At 58.5% G+C, this 16,918-nt stretch carries 19 protein-coding genes and 1 pseudogene; 19 read left to right on the forward strand and 1 reads right to left on the reverse strand.

What is annotated here, in order from left to right; genetic code table 11:
* The 12 genes from V0R60_RS24630 to V0R60_RS24685 are packed head-to-tail and all read left to right on the forward strand — an operon-like array spanning position 1 to position 8,122.
* On the forward strand, positions 1–342 hold the full coding sequence (locus V0R60_RS24630) for a head-tail connector protein (protein WP_330079540.1): 342 nt from the start codon (positions 1–3) through the stop codon (positions 340–342).
* Positions 339–659: a phage head closure protein gene (locus V0R60_RS24635; RefSeq protein WP_330079541.1), complete on the forward strand. Its 321-nt coding sequence runs from the start codon at positions 339–341 to the stop codon at positions 657–659. The genes V0R60_RS24630 and V0R60_RS24635 overlap by 4 nt, the downstream gene beginning before the upstream one ends.
* Positions 660–669: 10 nt before the next feature.
* Positions 670–840 (forward strand): hypothetical protein, encoded by a 171-nt coding sequence (locus V0R60_RS24640; RefSeq protein ID WP_330079542.1) that lies wholly within the window; start codon positions 670–672, stop codon positions 838–840.
* A gap of 24 nt (positions 841–864) precedes the next feature.
* Entirely contained in the window at positions 865–1,419 is a 555-nt protein-coding gene (locus tag V0R60_RS24645; protein ID WP_375547271.1) for an HK97-gp10 family putative phage morphogenesis protein, read from the forward strand.
* Positions 1,412–1,798 carry a DUF3168 domain-containing protein gene (locus tag V0R60_RS24650; RefSeq protein ID WP_330079544.1) on the forward strand — a complete coding sequence of 129 codons (387 nt, stop codon included), beginning with the start codon at positions 1,412–1,414 and terminating at the stop codon, positions 1,796–1,798. Before V0R60_RS24645 ends, V0R60_RS24650 begins: the two co-directional genes overlap by 8 nt.
* A 55-nt stretch (positions 1,799–1,853) precedes the next feature.
* Positions 1,854–2,354 carry a hypothetical protein gene (locus V0R60_RS24655; protein ID WP_330079545.1) on the forward strand — a complete coding sequence of 167 codons (501 nt, stop codon included), beginning with the start codon at positions 1,854–1,856 and terminating at the stop codon, positions 2,352–2,354.
* 36 nt (positions 2,355–2,390) lie between these two features.
* The gene (locus tag V0R60_RS24660) at positions 2,391–2,735 is read left to right on the forward strand and encodes a hypothetical protein (protein WP_330079546.1); all 345 of its coding nucleotides are present in this window, start codon (positions 2,391–2,393) and stop codon (positions 2,733–2,735) included.
* Positions 2,732–2,965, forward strand: coding sequence for a hypothetical protein (locus tag V0R60_RS24665; protein WP_330079547.1), 234 nt, complete (start codon positions 2,732–2,734; stop codon positions 2,963–2,965). Before V0R60_RS24660 ends, V0R60_RS24665 begins: the two co-directional genes overlap by 4 nt.
* Before the next feature lie 44 nt (positions 2,966–3,009).
* The gene (locus V0R60_RS24670; protein WP_330079548.1) at positions 3,010–6,279 is read left to right on the forward strand and encodes a phage tail tape measure protein; all 3,270 of its coding nucleotides are present in this window, start codon (positions 3,010–3,012) and stop codon (positions 6,277–6,279) included.
* A complete protein-coding gene (locus V0R60_RS24675) occupies positions 6,279–6,617 on the forward strand; it encodes a phage tail protein (RefSeq protein WP_330079549.1) in 339 nt (112 codons plus the stop codon). The genes V0R60_RS24670 and V0R60_RS24675 overlap by 1 nt, the downstream gene beginning before the upstream one ends.
* A complete protein-coding gene (locus V0R60_RS24680) occupies positions 6,614–7,363 on the forward strand; it encodes a phage minor tail protein L (RefSeq protein WP_330079550.1) in 750 nt (249 codons plus the stop codon). Before V0R60_RS24675 ends, V0R60_RS24680 begins: the two co-directional genes overlap by 4 nt.
* Positions 7,364–7,366: 3 nt before the next feature.
* Positions 7,367–8,122 (forward strand): C40 family peptidase, encoded by a 756-nt coding sequence (locus V0R60_RS24685; RefSeq protein ID WP_330079551.1) that lies wholly within the window; start codon positions 7,367–7,369, stop codon positions 8,120–8,122.
* A gap of 93 nt (positions 8,123–8,215) precedes the next feature.
* Here V0R60_RS24685 and V0R60_RS24690 read toward each other — a convergent pair whose 3' ends face one another.
* Positions 8,216–8,461 carry a hypothetical protein gene (locus V0R60_RS24690; RefSeq protein WP_330079552.1) on the reverse strand — a complete coding sequence of 82 codons (246 nt, stop codon included), beginning with the start codon at positions 8,459–8,461 and terminating at the stop codon, positions 8,216–8,218.
* Positions 8,462–9,273: 812 nt separating this feature from the next.
* Between V0R60_RS24690 and V0R60_RS24695 the strand changes: the two genes are divergently transcribed.
* From V0R60_RS24695 to V0R60_RS24725, 7 genes and pseudogenes are all read left to right on the forward strand, one after another.
* Entirely contained in the window at positions 9,274–9,648 is a 375-nt protein-coding gene (locus V0R60_RS24695) for a DUF2513 domain-containing protein (RefSeq protein WP_330079553.1), read from the forward strand.
* Positions 9,649–9,750: 102 nt separating this feature from the next.
* Positions 9,751–10,107, forward strand: a complete 357-nt coding sequence (locus tag V0R60_RS24700; RefSeq protein ID WP_330079554.1) for a VOC family protein — start codon at positions 9,751–9,753, stop codon at positions 10,105–10,107.
* A gap of 489 nt (positions 10,108–10,596) precedes the next feature.
* Positions 10,597–11,184: a tail assembly protein gene (locus V0R60_RS24705; protein WP_330079555.1), complete on the forward strand. Its 588-nt coding sequence runs from the start codon at positions 10,597–10,599 to the stop codon at positions 11,182–11,184.
* A gap of 56 nt (positions 11,185–11,240) precedes the next feature.
* Positions 11,241–15,392 carry a phage tail protein gene (locus V0R60_RS24710; RefSeq protein WP_330079556.1) on the forward strand — a complete coding sequence of 1,384 codons (4,152 nt, stop codon included), beginning with the start codon at positions 11,241–11,243 and terminating at the stop codon, positions 15,390–15,392.
* Between the two features lies 1 nt (position 15,393).
* A complete protein-coding gene (locus tag V0R60_RS24715) occupies positions 15,394–15,696 on the forward strand; it encodes a hypothetical protein (RefSeq protein WP_330079557.1) in 303 nt (100 codons plus the stop codon).
* Positions 15,696–16,565 (forward strand): hypothetical protein, encoded by an 870-nt coding sequence (locus tag V0R60_RS24720; protein WP_330079558.1) that lies wholly within the window; start codon positions 15,696–15,698, stop codon positions 16,563–16,565. The genes V0R60_RS24715 and V0R60_RS24720 overlap by 1 nt, the downstream gene beginning before the upstream one ends.
* Before the next feature lie 54 nt (positions 16,566–16,619).
* Positions 16,620–16,918 (forward strand): annotated as a pseudogene (locus V0R60_RS24725) (phage tail protein); the annotation flags it as partial.

The raw sequence follows: 16,918 nt of genomic DNA on the forward strand, positions 1-16,918 counted from the left end.
ATGCCGGTTATCAGCTTGACCATCGCTAGGCATCACCTTCGCGATCCGGATGATGATGACGAGTATCTGGAGCTTTTGGTTGAAGCTGCGGAGGGGCAGGCAATGGATTACCTGAATCGTCGGTTCTACGCCGATGAGCAGTCAATGGCAGAGGCTGTCGCGGCAGGAGAGGCGGGTGATTCACCAATGCTAGTCAATCCTTCCATTAACGCGGCCTGCTTGTTGATCCTTGGGCATCTCTACGCGAACCGTGAGGATGTCGTGACCGGCACCATCGCAACTGAGATGCCTATGGGCTCACGCGCGCTTCTTACGCCGCATCGTGTGGGGTGGGGAATATGAGAGCAGGCCCCCTTAGAAACCGCTGCACAGTAACCAGGCCGCATCGACAGCTGAACAGTTCTGGGGGGGCAACCCAGACTTGGGTCGAAGCTGGCAAGGTATGGGCAGAGATCACCTTGCCGACGGGCCGAGTGTCACCTGTCGCTGAGCAGTTAGAGGCAATTATCAGCGCCGAAATCCGTATCAGGCCCCGGATGGACATTGTCGCGGGTTGGCGTCTGACGCATCGAGGAGTGACTTATCAGGTTCAAGCCCCGCTGATCGACAACATTCGATCCATGATGCGGCTCCTTTGCTCCACTGTTCCTAACCCATGAGGAAAACAACATGAAAATTCGTGCACTGGGTGTGCTCTCCGGCGCTGTTGGCGACCGCGAGAAAGGCGAAGAGTTCGAAGTTCCCGCTGATATCGGCAAAGGCTTGATTGTCCGCGGCTACGCCGAGGAAGTCGTAGAGAAGAACGTGAAGCCAGCCAAGGTCGAGCCGGCCAAGGAGTAACTCATGGCCGTTCGCCGCTCCAGGATGTCCGGCGACTTCAAGCTTCGGCGTCTATTGCGCAATATCCACAAGAACGTAGACAACGAGCTCAAACCAGCAATGCAGAAGGCTGCCGACCGGGTACTGCAAACGATGAAGGACCTGGTGCCCAAGGACACGGGCGATGCCGCGGCAGCGCTGACTGCGTTCGTCTCGTCCAGCGGTCTTAATGCTGAGGTGGGCCTGCGCGGCAAGCTGAACAATCAGCGCTATTTCTACCTGCGCTTCCTTGAGTACGGCACCAAGGGTTACTCCGGTAAGGTTTACCATCGGACCGATGCTGATGCCGTATCGGGTAGCCACACAACGAATCGGGATCGCTCCCAGCTAAAGGGCAAGAATCGGTTAGGGCGTCGGGACACGAAGAACAAGAGCGACGGCGCGAACTTCTTCGGTAAGTATCCGGATATTCCGGCAAGGCCCGCACACCCCTGGCTTCGGCCTGCAATGCAGGTCAACCGGGAGTTCGTTCTGGCAGAGATCGAGGCGGCAGTCACTCGTACGCTTCGTAAAGCAAGCCAGGGGGTGGGAAATGGCTGATCCATCGGTAGCTTTGCAGGAAGCGCTATTTGCGCGGCTCGCGGCTGAAGTCAGTTGTCGCATTTTTGATGGCGCGCCGATGAACGCGCCGAAGCCGTATGTCTCCATTGATCGCGAGGTCTCGGCGAACATTCGTCCGATCGCAGGCCGCAAGCGCGAGCAGCGTTTGATCTACCTCTCGGTATGGTCCGATACCATTGGCCAGGCCGAGGTCAAGCGCATCAATGGCGAGATCATCAATGCCCTGGACGAACGCAGGCTACCGCTTTCGACCGGTCGCGCTGTTTCGGTTCGTGTTGAGCAGGCCGACTCCCAGCGCGATGCCGACGGCGTGACCTATCAAGGCTCAATCACGGTTCGCGTGATCACCACTCACTAAATCCACCACCGGCCGCGCTGCGGCTTTTATCCAATGTGCCTTTGGAGGCATCTCCATGTCTGAAGACAACCTCAATACAGCTGCCGGCTGCCGACTTGCCATCGGTGGTAAAACTGCTGCGGATACCGAAACCGAATACAAGGCTGACACCTACGTCGACGTGGGTGAGATCGAGGACCTTGGAGAGTTCGGCGATACCTTCAGCGCTGTTAACTTCACGGCGTTGAGCGACGGCCGGGTGCGCAAATACAAGGGCACCGCTGACGCCGGCAACATGACTATGACCGTCGGCCTGGACAGTGGCGACGCTGGCCAGAAAGCGGTCGCCGTAGCTCACAAAGACCGCTCCAAGGGTAACTACAACGTTAAGGTCACCCTGAATGATGGTGATCCTGATGCTACCCCGGTAATTCTGCCGACCACCTTCTACTTCGGTGTGAAGGTAATGAACAACACCGTCGCCCCAGGCGCGGCCGACAACGTCGTGCGTCGCAACATGACGTTCGCCATCAACACCGACATTCTGGAAATTCCGGCCGGTCCGGCTGCCCCGTAACAAACGGGGTCTCGCCTTTCTTCAGTGAGAATTCAAATGAGCGAAGCCTTGCACGGCACTGTCACCCTGGTAATCGGTGCTCGAAGTTATACCCTGAAGCCGACGCTGGATGCGGCGCTGCGAATCGAAGCCCGCTTCGGCGGTTTGCGCGGCGCACTGGAAGCGATGCGTCTGATGAGCATCGCGTCTTGCGCTGACATCGTCGTCGCTGGCGCTGCACTGGCGCCTGAACAGCACCCGGCAATCGCTGCCGAGGTGTTCCACACCGGCGTCGCCAAGGTGTCGGGCCAACTGACCGATTTCATCACCACGCTGCTCAATCCCGTGCCGCCAAGCGTGGCCGCCCGGGGAAAGGGCGAGGCGGCCAGCACAGCGCAGTGAGGAACGGTAGCTACGTCGACTACTTATTCGGCGTGGCCACCGGTTGGCTTGGCTGGCCGCCCGACACCGCCTGGCATACGCCTATCCCGCAAATCATGCTTGCGCTCGATGCTCGTCTCGATTGGACCGGGCGAGGTCTAGGCCAAGGGCAGCCCCAAGCTGCGCCCCAGAAGCGTGAAAGCGTCGCGGACAAGTTGAAAAACTTCCTGCGGGGACGCCCCAAACAGTAGATAGAGCGCCGCCTCCGGGCGGCTTTTTGTGCTTGGAGATTTGCATGGCCGACCAACAAATCCAGGGGATGCTGGTCCAGATCGAGGCCACCACGGCGCAGCTACGCCGGGAATTGGCCAGCGCGGACCAGGTGGTCGCGCGTACATCTCAGTCGATCGACCGAAACCTGGCTACGGTGGACTCTGCGTTTGATCGTGCCGGTGGTGCGGCTCAGCAGGCCGGGGTGCTGATGCGTGGAGCATTCGCCGCTATCGCCGGGGCGGGCTTGATCGGCAGCATCATCAAGCAGGTTGATGCCTATGGGCAGATGTCCGATCGGATGAAGGCCGCCGCCGGCAGCGCAGGCGAATACCAGCTAGTGCAGGAGCACCTGCTGCGTACCGCTCAGGAGACATACCGCCCACTAGCGGAAGCTCAAGAGCTGTATATCCGTACCGCCGATGTGATGCGTAGCCTAGGTTTCAACACCCAGCAAACGCTCGATATCACCGACAGCTTCAGCTTCCTGTTGGTGACCAACGCTGCGGCAGCTGACAAGGCGGGATCAGCCCTGGATGCCTACTCCAAGGCCTTACAGACTGGCAAGGTAGACGTTGACGGCTGGACCTCCATCCAGACCGCTATGCCAACAATCGTCGACGCTATCGCCAGCGCAACTGGCAAAAGTGCGGCTGAGATCCGCAAGCTGGGAAGCGAGGGCAAACTGTCGCTCGATGACATCAATACCGGCCTGCTGCGTACCGTCGAGGTCAACCGCAAAGCAGCGGCTGAAATGTCCACCAGCGTCCAAGATGCTCTGGTTAATATCAGCAACGCGATCGGTACTTTCCTTGGGAAGATGGAAGATCAAACCGGCGCTGTCGGCGGCCTTTCAAAGGCACTGATTGCGCTCGCTGACAATGCTGACCTGGTGGCCGTAGCGATAGGTGGTGTCGCCGTAGCCGCGTTGACCAATTACGTTGCCAAGTCCTATCTGGCTTTGAGGGCAGCGCACGCCCAGCGTGCCGCTGAAGTTCAGAACGCACATGCTGCATTGCGAGCAGCTGATGCTCAAAGGATCTATGCCCAGGCCCAGCTGCAGCAGGCTCAGGCATCTGTCGCCGCAGCGACTGGCCTGCAACGCCTGTCGCTCGTTCAGTCGTCGCTTATCCCCAAGCAGGCGGCGCTGACAGCCTCAACCGAAACGCTCGCAGTCGCGCAGGCAAACTTGGCGCGAGTTAGCAGTGTCGGTTTGATGGCGGCCCTTGGTGGGCCGATGGGGTTGGCGTTGCTGGCCGGTACCGCTGCGGCCAGCTTTCTGTTGCTGAGCGATAACGCCGACCAGGCGGCGGTCAGCCTCGATGATTTACACAAGCCGGTTGCCCAGTTGCGCGAGGAGTTCGCAAAGCTGAACCAGGATCAGCGAGCCGCTTCGCTGGTGGATTGGACACGGAAGCAGGTCAAGGCTGCTGAAGAGGTAAAGGATGCCTATGGCAGCCTTGCCCAGTCCATCCGACGGGCTACCGTCACCGCTCCGGCTCGCGATTCTGGCGGACAGTACGGTAAGCAACTCTCCGAGTACCAGGGACTGATCGACCGTCTCAACGAGGCTCGGGCAGCCGGCCGCAGCTTGTCGCCCATTCTCGAAGAGGTGGGGACTCGCCTGCACCTTCCTGAGGGGACGCTTCAACAGTGGCTTAGCCAGGCTGGCGCAATTAGCAAAGCCGACGAGCGTTCGAGCCTGATCGCCGACACGCTGCGTGTTCTCACCGGGGTGACTGAGGAGAACACCGCTTCGACGCATGCCAACAACGCCGCCAAGGCGGGCATGAGCACCGCTGGGCAGAATTACCTTGAGACGTTGCAGAAGCAGTTAGCCGGTCTTCAGGACAATGGCGACGCGCTCAAGATTGCGAATCGGCACATCGCTGAGAACGCTGACCTGACCGAAACTGATCGTCTGGCGATTCTGTCTGCAGCCAATGCAATCGAGGCGCAAAAGTCAGCAAACAAGGCCGCTACTGACGGCAGCAAAGATCGCACCAAAGCTTTGAATGATGAAATCAAGGCGCTCGACGCGATCATCGATAGGGCTCTGCCCGAGAAAAAACGTCTGACGGATCTGGCCGAAGGCGTCCAAGGGCTGCGCAAGGCACAGGCCGCTGGCAAGATCTCGGCCGCCGAGATGGAGCTCGGCATAAAAAACCTGAATACGGCATATGCAGACCCAGTCATTCAGAAGCGCGCCGAAGAAGAGAGAAAGTTAGCAGAGCAGCGGCGCAACAGTGCTGACGCTTATCGCAAGGCCATGGAGGTTGTGCTGCAGACCCGGCAGGACGCGATCAACGCGGATGTTGCTGGCGTCGGCATGGGCGATGACGAACGCGAACAAGCAGGTCGCTTGAACGTCGTTCGGGAGAAGTACGCCCAGGCCCGCAGGCAGTTGGAGGAGCAACAGGAAGATGCTTCTCGACGACTTAGTCAGTCCGTCTACGAGCAGCGCCTGGCCGACTTGGCAGACTACCAGGCACGCGAGCTGCAGATGGAGGTTGATGGGTACGATGCGCGATTGCAGGCGCAGAGTGACTATCGCAATGGCGCCCGGCGTGCGTGGGCCAACATCCAGGCCGATGCTGCGAACGTGGCGGGCGCAACTGAAGACATGCTCACCACTGGGTTCAATTCGGCGCGCGATGCTCTGACTGACTTCGTCATGACGGGCAAGGGTAGCTTCAAGAGCTTCGCCAATAGCGTGATCTCGGATATGGCCAGGATCGCCAGTCAGCAAGCGGCAAGCTCGCTTCTGAGTGGTTTGGTTGGCATGGGCATCTCAGCGGCAGGTAATTACTTTGGTGGCGGATCTTCCTCGCTTGGCTCTACCCAAGCAGGCTACAGCCCTCAATACCTGGATGGCTGGTCCGGTGTCGCGCAGGCCAAGGGTGGCGCCTGGAACGGCGGTGTGCAGATGTTCGCCAAGGGTGAAGCGTTCACCAACAGCATCCTCAACGCTCCAACTCCCTTTGGCATGGCTGGCGGGAAAGTCGGCGTTGCTGGGGAGGCCGGACCGGAGGCGATTATGCCGTTGGCGCGAGGTGCTGATGGATCGCTGGGCGTGCAGATGGTAGGCGGCTCATCTTCTGGAGGCACGCTTGTTCAAGTCGATGCGCCGATGTACTTCACCGTTGAAGACCGGAGCTCTGAAGGATTGCAGCTCGACAGTGCGGCGTTGCAGCACAACCTTCAGCAGCAGATGCGCGGGGTCGCCGACAGGGCAATTGCCGATTCCTGGCGAGCAGGCGGTACGAGCTATCGAAATAGCCCCCGGAGAAACTGATGGCTATCGAAACCTTTATTTGGGCACCCGACGATGAAGCCAGCTCCGACAGTACCTTGAGAACAAGGAAGTCACAGTTCGGTGATGGCTATGTCCAGGTATCCGGCGATGGCTTGAATGCAGAGGCGGACAGTTGGGGGTTGTCGTTTGGGGGGGTGACGGAAGAGGTCAAACCCATTCTCGACTTCATTCGCATCCATGGGGGGGCTAGGTCGTTTCTCTGGACACCCCCAGGCGGCGCGCTTGGGATGTACCGCTGCGAAAGCTTCCGACAACAGCGGAAGCCAGGCGGCATCGTCGTTGTTACGGCAACCTTCGAAAGGGCATATCACCCATGAGCTACATCAGACAACTGCAGAAGCTGGAGCCCGGAGATGAGATTCTGCTATTCGAATTAGACGGCTCCGACTTCGGCGCCGATATTCTGCGTTTCCATGGGCATGCGATTCCCCATACGGCTGAAGAGCTGGCCGCCGCTGGCGCGGGCGCTGATCAGCTGCCGGCCAAGCCGATCTGGTGGCAGGGTGAGGAGTACGGCGCGTGGCCAATGCAGATCGAGGGCATTGAGGCTAACTCGGACGGTACCGCGGTTCGCCCAACGTTATCGGTTGGTAACGTTAACGGCCGCATCACAGCGCTTTGCCTTGCCTTTGAAGATCTGCTCGAGTTCAAGCTGACGGTACGGCATACGCTAGGGCAGTACCTCGATCCCGCAAATTTCCCGGGCGGCAATACTGAAGCAGATCCGTCCGAGGAGAGTATCGAGGCTTGGTACATCGATCAGAAGGTTTCGGAAAACGGCACCACGGTCGCCTGGGAGCTGGCAAGCCCTGGCGACGTTGGCGGGGAAACGATTGGCCGCCAGATGACTCAGCTATGCCACTGGGCAATGACCGCCGGCTATCGTGGCCCAAACTGTGGATATACCGGCCCCTATTTTGACTTGGACGGCAATCCCACGGACGACCCGGCAAAGGACCAGTGCAATGGCTGCCTGGACTCTGGTTGCACTGTCCGGTTTGGCCGAGGCAACCAGCTGCCGTTTGGCGGTTTCCCGGCTGTTTCCCTGATTGCACGGAGTTGACCCTTGCACAAACACATCCTAACCGCCGTGCAAGCGCACGCTGCGGCTGAGTACCCGCGCGAGTGCTGCGGCCTGATTCTGGTCATCGGCCGCAAGCAGCTCTACGTACCCTGCACCAACTCGGCGGGTGATCCGGGCGAAGAGTTCCGTATTGCACCTGAGGAGTATGCGGCAGCGGAAGACCAGGGCGAGGTGATTGGCATCGTGCACTCGCACCCTGACGCAACGAGCAGGCCGTCACCGCGCGACCTCGCCATGTGCGAAGCCACAGCGCTGCCCTGGCACATCCTGTCGTGGCCGGAAGGGGACTTGCGCACAATCACTCCAAGCGGAAGCACGCCGCTGCTAGGCCGGCCATTCGTGCACGGCGCATGGGACTGCTGGCAGGCCTGTGCGGACTGGTACCAGCGAGAGTGGGATCTGGAATTCCCGGCCTACGCCCGAGAGGAAGGGTGGTGGGAGCAGGCTGAAGGCCCGAGCTTGTACGAGCAGGCCTACGAGGCGGCCGGTTTTTACCAGGTCAGCCAGCCGCAGCGCGGTGACATGATCGTCATGGAGGTAGGGCGAACGGCGCACCCTAACCATGCCGGGATTTACCTGGGAGCAGATCCGCAACTACCTGGCGAGCCCGTCCAGGTGTTCGGCCAGGGCCCATTCCTGCTGCACCATCTGTATGGCAGACCATCAGAAATCATCGTGTTCGGCGGGCCTTGGCTCGACCGGACACGCCTTGTGTTGCGTCATCTGGACGCGAAATGAAGCGGCTAAGCCGCAGGAGAAAAGTATGACCGGAGCAATTGAGTCGGCAGCTAAAACCGCCAGCGGCGAACCCGTCTGGCGGCTGACAAAGTACTAGTTTCCTTTGTTCTCGAGCAGTTTCTCGATGTAGGAAACGTCTTTTTGGATTACCGATAGAGGCCATTCGTATGCATCGAAGGCCTCGCCGCTTTCGCAGCCTCCAGCAGGAACTTCGGTAAAGAACTTCGCAGCGCGAGTCAACGCTTCTTCATTGAAGCCGGGTGTTTGCTTGAGGGCATGGGTGAGCGACAACAACGCCATGAGAACGCCTTGCTCGAATGGTTTCACTTCATATGCCACTTTGACCTCCTAGGTCATCAATGCCCCAGTCCATGGGCTTTCCGGCAACGGACCGGGGCGGGTCGTTGGAGGGGCAAAGCTACTATGGCGCAATGATGGCGCGTTACTGGCTTTCCATCCACGCTGGATGTCTCGCTAGGTACAGCCCTATGGCTATGGGAGCCTGCCTCAAGGTAGTTGAGTCATCAGGTTGATTGCGCCGAACTCGATCATGATGGCACTCTGGCCATCCTAAAACCGAGAAAGAGAGGAAGGGATGAGTCAGCGTAGTGGGGCCGATGGATTGCCATTGTGGGGGATTTTGGTTGCTGCTGCAGCATTGGTCATTTTCTCTGTAGTTGTGAACGTATCGGAGCTGTTGGGCTTGGACTTGCAGACTGGCAGCCAACTATTATGGAACCTAGGCATCGCATGGGGATTAGTATTTCTTGTCGGGCTGAGCACTAGGCTAGGCCTAGGAGTCTTGTGGCCATTTGGCCTTGGAATGACATGGTTGGCCTTCATGCCAGCTTTTGAAGTTTGGTTTAACGAGGACCATTTCACCTTGCTCAGCTCTTGGTGGGGGAAGGGGGGAGGGTTCGCCGTGCTTACTGTTGGCGGCTTTTGGATCAAGTCTATTTAATGCAGTGGCTAGTGAGGCGTCACCTGGACTGAAGTGTTTTCCAAAGTGGGGTATAAGCATGTGTTGACCTAAGCCCGCACCGCGCTGGGCTTTTCGCTGCTTACCTTCAGGGCTAAGGCTGTATACACATAGACCCCACTCTATACGTATAGAATGGGGTCTATGTGTATGGGCAGTTTGGGGGGCTGCAATGAAGTTAGACAAAGAGTTGGTGCGCCAAATCCTCTTGGCGGTTGAAGCGCATGATGACCCTCAAGGCTGGATGGATCTTGAGATTGAGGGGAGACCCGATGAGGAAGTTTCTTACCATGTCATGCTTCTTGATGAGGCGGGATTGGTTGCTGGCATAGACCTTGGCTCGATAGGCCAATTCGAATGGCAGCCGAAGCGGCTCACGTACAAAGGTCACGAGTTTCTAGACTCAATCCGAGATCCAGAAATTTGGCGCAGGACTAAGGAGGGAGCGGAGAAGGCCGGAGTCGGGGGCTTGGGATTTTTGGTCGAAATTGGCAAGGCGTACTGCAAGCAAATGCTCAAGGACAAGCTTGGGGTGGACCTTTCCTGACTTAATGCTAAGCACAACCAAGCCCAGTGCTGGGCTTTTTGCATCTGGTGCAAACCTTCCGTTTGGCTGTGGTAGATTCCTGGCTCCAACATGGAGGTGCCAATGAGCAACAGAGGGAAGGATCGCCAAATCGACAACATTGAATTCAACGTCAGCGACATCAAGCGCAGCAGGGATTTTTACGGCGCGGCGTTCGGCTGGAGCTTCGTTGACTACGGCCCGACATATACCGAGTTCAGTGACGGTCGGCTCACTGGTGGATTCACTACTGGTGAGCAAGTCAGGCCAGGTGGCCCGCTGGTCATTTTGTACTCGGACAACCTCGCTGACACCCAGATCAGAGTGGTGGCTGCAGGTGGAAAAATCAGCCGAGAGGTGTTTTCGTTCCCTGGCGGCAAGCGATTCCACTTCATCGACCCAGATGGCTATGAGCTTGCTGTTTGGACAGCGGCCGACTGAGGGAGAACGGAGCCCAATCCCGCGCTGGGCTCTTTGCGTTTGGCTGCCCGGGCAGGTACGCGCTACAGTTCCCCCCATTTCAAGGGAGGGATCAAATGCGAATTCTGATTGGGGCGGTGGGGTTGGCGCTGCTGGCGGGGTGTGTGACAACCGCAGATTTGGAAGGCAACGAGCCTTCGATTAGCGCTAAGACGAAGAAAAACCCAAAGCAATATGCCCTATGCGTATTCCCTAAATGGCAGGCTGCCAGAACTGAGTCTTCCATGGTTGAGACCGAAAATGGCTACCGGCTTTGGGTAGCTAATAGCAGCATGGCAGACGAACTGCTTGATATCACCCGGCTGCCAACCGGTAGCTCAATAGCCCTTAGGCAGCGCATGCCTTGGTCAGCGATGCCGGGTCGCTCGGCAGTGGAACGCGCCGTGAGGTCATGTCTTTAATTGCTCATCACAAACCGCCTTCGGGCGGTTTTTTGTGCCTGGAGGAACCATGGCAGCCACAGCGGCCACTTATCAACCGATGACTATCATCAAGCTATCCGGATCTTTGGCTCGAAAGTTCGGGCGAGCGCATCGTCGTCAGCTTGACAGCGGCGAGACCTGGGAAGCCTTCAAAGCTCTCAAGGCCACGCTGCAAGGATTCGAAGAGGAAATTCGGCGACTCGATGGGCTGGGATTGCGCTTCGCCATCTTCCGTAATCGAAAGAACATTGGCCTGGACGAAATGAACCTTCGAGGCACGCAGGAAGTTCGTATCGTGCCGGTTGTTCATGGCAGCAAGCGCGGGGGGATTCTCCAAACCGTCATTGGCATTGCTTTGATGGTATCTGCCATATGGTTGGGACCGTCGGCGTTTTATGCAGGTTTGTCCATGACGCTAGGCGGAGTCGTCCAAATGCTCAGCCCCCAGGCCCAGGGGCTATCCCAGAGCGGCGCCCCTGAAAACTTGCCGTCGTATGCATTCGGCTCCGCCAAGAACACGACCGCCAGCGGCAACCCGGTACCGATCTGTATCGGTGAGCGCCGATGGGGTGGGGCGGTGATCTCCGCGTCGATTCGGGCCGAAGACAAGAAGTAGCAACGCACCAGCGAACCAGCCGCCTTCAGGCGGTTTTTTTATGCCCGGAGGAAAGCATGGGCGCAGCACAGCATCTCGATATTGCTGGTGCAAAAGGCGGCAGCAGCAAGCCGAAGGCACCAGTTGAGACACCGGACACTCTACAGTCGACCAACATCGCCAGTATTCTTCTGGCCGTTGGTGAGGGCGAGTTCGACGGTACGCCGACCGACCGCGATATCTATCTCGACAACACGCCGATCATGGACGCCAGCGGCAACGTGAACTTCCCAGGCGTGAAATGGGAGTGGCGCCGCGGCACTGTCGGGCAGGAATACATCAAGGGTATCCCGGCGATCGAGAACGACACCTCGGTCAACGTCGAGTTGCGTAGCGATGCTCCGTTCACCCGTGCTCTGAGCAACACCAAGCTGTCGCGACTGCGCCTTCGTTTCAGTTGGTCACGGCTGGCCAGTCAGGACAGTAGCGGCAACACCAACGGCTACCGCATTGAGTACGCCATCGACGTCGCGGCCGATGGCGGTGCCTACGTTGAGGTCAACCGCGGCGCCGTGAACGGCAAGACCACCAACGGCTACCAGCGCTCTGTCAGCGTGGACCTGCCGGCGGCAACCTCGGGCTGGATGTTCCGCGTCCGCCGGATCACGCCGAACCAGAACAGCGGCACCGTAGCTGACACGATGACGATCGCCGGCTATACCGAGATCATTGACGAGAAGCTGAGCTACCCGAACACCGCCCTGCTGTACATCGAGTTTGACGCCCAGCAGTTCCAGAATATCCCGTCCGTGACTGTGAAGTGCAAAGCCAAGCGCTGGCCGGTACCGAGCAATTACGATCCGGTGACCCGTACCTACGCTGCGGTGTGGGACGGCACGTTCAAGCAAGCCTGGACCAACAACCCGGCGTTCGTGACCTATGGCCTGTGCGTTGAAGGCCGTTTCGGTCTGGGCAAGCGCATCAAGCCGTGGATGGTCGACAAATGGGAGATGTACCGCATCGCCCAGTACTGCGACCAAATGGTGCCGAACGGCGTTGGTGGAGTGGAGCCGCGCTTTCTCTGCGACATGAACCTGCAGGGTAGGGCTGAGGCCTGGACGCTGCTGCGCGACCTGTCGGCCATCTACCGGGGCATGGTGTACTGGGCTCACGGTTCGTTGTTCATGCAGGCGGACATGCCGCGTGCCCAAGACATAGACTACGTCTTCACCAGGTCGAACGTCATCGACGGCGACTTCGTCTATGGTGGTGCTGAGCGGAATACGCACTACAGCCGGGCGCTAGTCAGCTACGACAACCCGGCCAATAACTACGACACGGATGTGATACCGGTTACAGACCTAGCGCTGCAGCGCCGGTACCGAGATCGCCCTATCGAGATCTCGGCCATCGGGTGTACCCGAGCATCCGAGGCCCAGCGACGTGGTAAGTGGGCGCTGCTGAGCAACAGCCAAGACCGCACCGTCACCTTTAAGACCGGCATGGAAGGTCGTATCCCACTGCCCGGTTACGTAATCCCCGTGGCTGATGAGCTAGTGGCAGGTCGGCCGAATGGAGGTCGGATCTCGATTGCGGCTGGCCGCGTGGTGACTCTTGACCGTGATGCACCGGTCAAGGCAGGTGATCGCCTGATCCTGAACTTGCCGAACGGCACTGCGCAGGCGCGTACCGTGCAGTCTGTTTCGGGGCGGGCGGTAACTGTAACCACGGCGTACAGCATCCAGCCCGAGCCGCAGCTGCAGTGGGCAATTGACTACGAAGACCTGGCCATTCAGCTGTTCCGGGTGCTGAAGACCTCGCGCACCCAAGAAGGTCAATACGAGATTACTGCTCTCGAATTCAACCCGAGCAAGTTCGCGGCGATCGACACCGGCGCCAAGCTGGATGAGCGCCCGATCAGCGTGATCCCGATCACCACCGTGCCGCCTCCGGCAAGCGTCACTCTGACCTCCGGATATGCAGTTGACCAAGGCATCGCGGTCAGCACTATGACGATCGAGTGGCCCGCTGTAGAGGGCGCGGTCGCCTATGACGTTGAATGGCGCAAAGACAACGGTAACTGGATCAAGCTGCAGCGTACCGGCTCGACCTCGGTCGATGTGACTGGGATCTACGCCGGCGCCTACTTGGCCCGGGTGCGCGCGGTGAGTGCCTTCGATATCTCTTCGATTTGGAAGAGCTCCAACTTAACTGAGCTCAAGGGTAAGGAGGGAGTGCCGCCGGCTGTCACTCATCTGACAACCTCCAGTGAGCTTTTCGCCATCGACCTGAAGTGGGGATTGCCGTCTGGCGCCGAGGATACTCAGCGGACCGAGATCTGGTACAGCTCGACCAACAACCTGGAAGGGGCAACCAAGCTTTCTGACCTGGCATACCCGCAGAGCGACTACAAGCTGCAGGGCCTGGCTGCTGGCGTGTCGTTCTTCTTCTGGGCGCGCCTTGTGGATCGTACCGGCAACATCGGTCCGTTCTATCCGGCTGTTAATGGCGTGCTGGGCCAGTCCAGTTCTGATGCGAGCCCGATACTCGACTTGATCAGTGGACAGATCACCGAGAGCGAGCTTGGCCAGGAGTTGTTGAAGGAAATTGAGAAAATCTCGGGCGACTTCCCTGGCTCGGTAAATGAGCGGATCGAAGCGGCCAAGCAGGAGCTGGAGGACCTGATAGGCGAGATCACTGACCCGCTGGAATATGTGCCGACCAACGCCTATCTGAAGAACGATTCTGTTCGTCGCGGGCAACGCCTGTACATGGCCATCGCGCCCGTGCCGGCGGCTGCCGATGGCAGCAATGCGCCACCGAACGCTACTTACTGGGTGGACATCGGCAGCATCGCCGAGACAGCTAATGGGCTGGCGCAGGCTGTGGCCAAGAACACCACTGACATCTCGACCATAGATGGGAAGGTCACCGTCAATGCCGCGATGCTCCAGGCGGTGCAGTCCTCTTTTCGCGATGATAACGGGGAGGGCGACCTTGCTGACGCCCTGCGTGGTTGGGATACCACGGCCAAGGTGGCAGAGGAAAGCCGCACCCGGGCGACCCAGAATGAGGCGATGGCTATCCGTGTTACCGATATCACTGCTCAGGTGGACGACAACAAGGCCAATATTGGCATCCTTGAGAAGACAGTTGCGACCAACGAGAGCGCCACGGCAAGCCGTTTCACTGATGTGAATACGAAGGTTGCCAACAACTCCTCAAGTATTTCGCAGCTTGATAAAACCGTTACCGACAACGAGTCCTCGACGGCTTCCCGGCTGACTCAGGTCAACTCTCGGGTGGATACCGCCAACGAAGCAATCAATCAGGAGAAGTCCGACCGGGAGGATGCTGTTAGCGGTGAGCGGGGTGCTCGCGAAGCGGCAATCGACAATGAGGCCACTGCTAGGACCAGTGCTGACGAGGCTCTGGGCTTGCTGGTGGAAACCGTCACTGCCGAAGTGGATGGCAACACCGCCAAGATCCAGGAAGTCGAGCAGGCACAGGCCACAACGGATGAGGCGCTGGCGTCGATGCGCACAAACATCGAGGCAGTCTATTCCAATGGTCGTGACGATAATGGTGAGGGTGAGCTGGCGGGGGCGCTGAAGGCTTGGGAGAGCACAGCCAAGATCGCCGAAGAGTCGAAGGTGCGGGCAACCGCCATCGATGCCCAGGCACGCAAATCGGAAACGCTCGAAGCTTCATTCAATACCGCGCTGGACAAGACCAACGGCGAGGTACTGAAGACCAACGCATCCGTGCAAACCACCAGTCAAGCCCTGGCGGCTCTGGACGGCAAGGCCAGCACGATGTGGGCGGTGAAGATGCAGGTTAACGCCCAAAATCAGTATGTCGCTGCAAGCGTTGGGATGGGTATTGAGAACGGCCCGGGAGGGCTGCAGAGTAAGTTTTTGGTCAGTGCTGATACGTTCGCGGTAGTGAACGGCATCAATGGAACGTTGGCCTCTCCGTTCGCTGTTACTGGCGGGCAAGTGTTCATGAACTCGGCTTTCATCATGGACGGCACGATCACCAACGCCAAGATCGGCAGCTTCATTGCGTCGACCGACTATGTCGCTGGTGTTCAGGGATGGGCCATTTACAAAAGTGGCCCGTTCGAGCTGAACGGTACCGGGGCTGGGCAGAGCCGTCTCACCATCAACAACTCCAGCGTTCGTGCGTATCACGCCAATGGTGTGCTGGGTATCGATTTGAGCCTTTGATATGACCGGACTTGTAATCAAGGACTCATCGGAGAATGTGCTGGTCGATATGACCAGCAAGCTGAGCCAGATGGTTGGCAGTGTGGTGACCGGCGGATCGGCAGGATCGATCACTATGCCGGCGCCACCTACCGGCAAGGTGATGTACTACATCGTCGTGCCCTTAGTGAACCTGCAGCGCGAGAAGGGCAAGAAGCCAGGCGTGACGATCTCCGGCAACACCCTGTCCTGGTCGTACTCCTACTCAACTTCGGGCTGGGGTTACTTCTCAGCCAATTGCCGCATTTACTACGGGTATTACTGATGAGTGCTCGGCTGATAGTGAGAAAGGACACCGGGGAGCTGTTATTTGATACGAGCAAAATCTGCTACGGCTTGGTCAAGAGCGGAAACATGGTGGCGATCGAAACCTGGCCAAGGAAGTATTTGAGGTCGGCGCAACTTGATCCCAACAACGGCTCGAATTGGATGGACTCGAACCGTACCGGTGACACGATGTTCGGGTTCACAATTACAAACGCGATATCGCCGATCGTGTTCATCGTTGGCAAGGGCTGCCTCAATGGTACGGCTGTCTCTGGCAGCAGCATGACGTTTATGTATGCGGGCGGAAGCGCAGCGACGAAGTTCTACTGCTTCGACCTGATGGCCGACAATATCGCGGGCAGGCCTTACTTGAAGACCTGGAACGAAGATGGCGAGATAACATTCAATTCGCTGCAACCGCCCCTCAATGTCGTCGACTCAGTGCAGGCACCGTCACCGCCGGCAGCAAATGACCAGTTTGGTCGCAAGCTGTTGGCATATGCGGGAGGGCGCAATGAGCTCATCCGATATCAGACTGCTACGCAAGATGCGCAAATGCATTGTGTCGTCGATATCGCTTTGAGTGCCGGAATTGAGTACGCGGCATTCTTGCCGTTTTCTCGTAGCGCAACGCTCTGGAATACGCTGACCATCAGCGGCTCGATGCTGTCTCAGTGCGGCGTCAACGAAGGGGCTTACGGTCGAACGGGCGGGATCTCGTTCATGTTCGCCAATTCTGGCGGCAGCCCAGTTTCGTACCCTTCGATGTCGGCGTCATCGCCAGCGTCCTACACGGCCATTCCAACTGATCGGATACCCATCGCCCTGGTTATCCGAACCACTGGTTTGCCGTTTCCATATAACTGATGACACCTATAAGTCAGCCCGCCGAGCGCGGGCTTTTTACTGTCTGGAGAAACTATGCCCTGGTACAGAACAGGCACGGTCGCGATCACGACCGGCCAAACCACAGTGACCGGTACCGGCACTGCCTTTTCAGCCAACGCCCGGGTGGGCGATGCGTTTCAAGGACCTGACGGCCGCTGGTACGAAGTGACCAACATTGCGAGCGCTACGGTGCTCAGCATCCTCCCTGCCTATCAGGGTGCAACGGTGGTCGGTGGCTCGTATGGCCTGGCGCCTATGCAGGGTTACGTCAAGGAATCGGCAGACCGCCTGCGTCAGCTTGTCGATCAGTGGGGGAGCACCTTGGCTGGGTT

Origin of the sequence: Pseudomonas auratipiscis, from assembly GCF_036324085.1 — a bacterium.
GTDB classification, from domain to species: Bacteria; Pseudomonadota; Gammaproteobacteria; order Pseudomonadales; family Pseudomonadaceae; genus Aquipseudomonas; species Aquipseudomonas auratipiscis.

Bases quoted from the DNA above. Each gene is read 5' to 3' on its own strand.
- V0R60_RS24630 (WP_330079540.1), top strand. From the start codon at position 1: ATGCCGGTTATCAGCTTGACCATCGCTAGGCATCACCTTCGCGATCCG.
- V0R60_RS24635 (WP_330079541.1), top strand. From the start codon at position 339: ATGAGAGCAGGCCCCCTTAGAAACCGCTGCACAGTAACCAGGCCGCAT.
- V0R60_RS24640 (WP_330079542.1), top strand. From the start codon at position 670: ATGAAAATTCGTGCACTGGGTGTGCTCTCCGGCGCTGTTGGCGACCGC.
- V0R60_RS24645 (WP_375547271.1), top strand. From the start codon at position 865: ATGTCCGGCGACTTCAAGCTTCGGCGTCTATTGCGCAATATCCACAAG.
- V0R60_RS24650 (WP_330079544.1), top strand. From the start codon at position 1,412: ATGGCTGATCCATCGGTAGCTTTGCAGGAAGCGCTATTTGCGCGGCTC.
- V0R60_RS24655 (WP_330079545.1), top strand. From the start codon at position 1,854: ATGTCTGAAGACAACCTCAATACAGCTGCCGGCTGCCGACTTGCCATC.
- V0R60_RS24660 (WP_330079546.1), top strand. From the start codon at position 2,391: ATGAGCGAAGCCTTGCACGGCACTGTCACCCTGGTAATCGGTGCTCGA.
- V0R60_RS24670 (WP_330079548.1), top strand. From the start codon at position 3,010: ATGGCCGACCAACAAATCCAGGGGATGCTGGTCCAGATCGAGGCCACC.
- V0R60_RS24675 (WP_330079549.1), top strand. From the start codon at position 6,279: ATGGCTATCGAAACCTTTATTTGGGCACCCGACGATGAAGCCAGCTCC.
- V0R60_RS24680 (WP_330079550.1), top strand. From the start codon at position 6,614: ATGAGCTACATCAGACAACTGCAGAAGCTGGAGCCCGGAGATGAGATT.
- V0R60_RS24695 (WP_330079553.1), top strand. From the start codon at position 9,274: ATGAAGTTAGACAAAGAGTTGGTGCGCCAAATCCTCTTGGCGGTTGAA.
- V0R60_RS24700 (WP_330079554.1), top strand. From the start codon at position 9,751: ATGAGCAACAGAGGGAAGGATCGCCAAATCGACAACATTGAATTCAAC.
- V0R60_RS24705 (WP_330079555.1), top strand. From the start codon at position 10,597: ATGGCAGCCACAGCGGCCACTTATCAACCGATGACTATCATCAAGCTA.
- V0R60_RS24710 (WP_330079556.1), top strand. From the start codon at position 11,241: ATGGGCGCAGCACAGCATCTCGATATTGCTGGTGCAAAAGGCGGCAGC.
- V0R60_RS24715 (WP_330079557.1), top strand. From the start codon at position 15,394: ATGACCGGACTTGTAATCAAGGACTCATCGGAGAATGTGCTGGTCGAT.
- V0R60_RS24720 (WP_330079558.1), top strand. From the start codon at position 15,696: ATGAGTGCTCGGCTGATAGTGAGAAAGGACACCGGGGAGCTGTTATTT.